The sequence below is a fragment of the Moraxella sp. genome, from assembly GCF_024227015.1.
In the GTDB taxonomy this organism is placed as follows: Bacteria; Pseudomonadota; Gammaproteobacteria; order Pseudomonadales; family Moraxellaceae; genus Moraxella.
This window is the reverse complement of sequence record NZ_JAAELD010000350.1, coordinates 1-800: the sequence shown is the minus strand read 5'-3', so window position 1 is coordinate 800 and position 800 is coordinate 1. Positions and strand designations below refer to the sequence as shown.

At 47.1% G+C, this 800-nt stretch carries 1 pseudogene; it reads right to left on the bottom strand.

Annotated elements, in window-relative coordinates:
• Positions 1–695 (bottom strand): annotated as a pseudogene (locus GY683_RS07805) (IS21 family transposase); the annotation flags it as partial.
• Positions 696–800 lie beyond the last annotated feature (105 nt).

Below are 800 nucleotides of genomic sequence, written 5' to 3'. Positions count from 1 at the left end.
TGATTGGGATCGGACACCGTCTCGGCAAGCATTCCAAAATGATCCATAAACGGTTCGTAATCCTTGGTAAAAGGTCTTTTTCCCCTTTGCCCTTTGGCTATCTGATGGGTGGCTGCGGTGGTACCATCCGTGCGATGTCTGACCGGCACGCGTCCCAGTTTTACCAGGCTCGATTGCACTCCCAGCTTGATCGCTTCAAAGGACTCTGAAAAACACACCCGGCCCCATTGCCAATTTGAATAGGTCAATACGCTGTGACAAAACATATGTTTAAAATCTTCACCGCCAATACACACGCCAAGCGTATTCATATGGGTAAAGTCGGTCTGCATTAATTGACCCGGATGGTGCTTTTGGGCAAAAAATACCTCCTTATCCGGTCCTTGGGTTGCTCTCCAATGTTTAATGCGTCTTTGTAATGTCCTAAGTTGACTCTGCTGATAATGCTCCGGATATGTTTCACATAGATGCTCAAATAAAATCTTGGCTTCAAGTTCAGGCGCATCTTCAAGCCGCTGTTTAACCTCGGGCCAATGCGCTTCAAATGGATCTTGCCGCGTGCGCCACGTGCGTTCGACTGCCGGCATCTCAGAAGGCAATTTGCCCAATTCCAAATACTTGGCTGCCGTACGCCGATTCATTCCCGACTTCATCGCGGCATAACCCTTTTTGCCATTGCTGTTCATCTCTTCCATCAGTCTCCTCACTTGTTGATCGGTTATAATACTCAAGGTCTGTATCCCCCTTTCGGAGGATACTATTACTCAACTCGCTGTATTTATACAACTTTATTTGCTGAT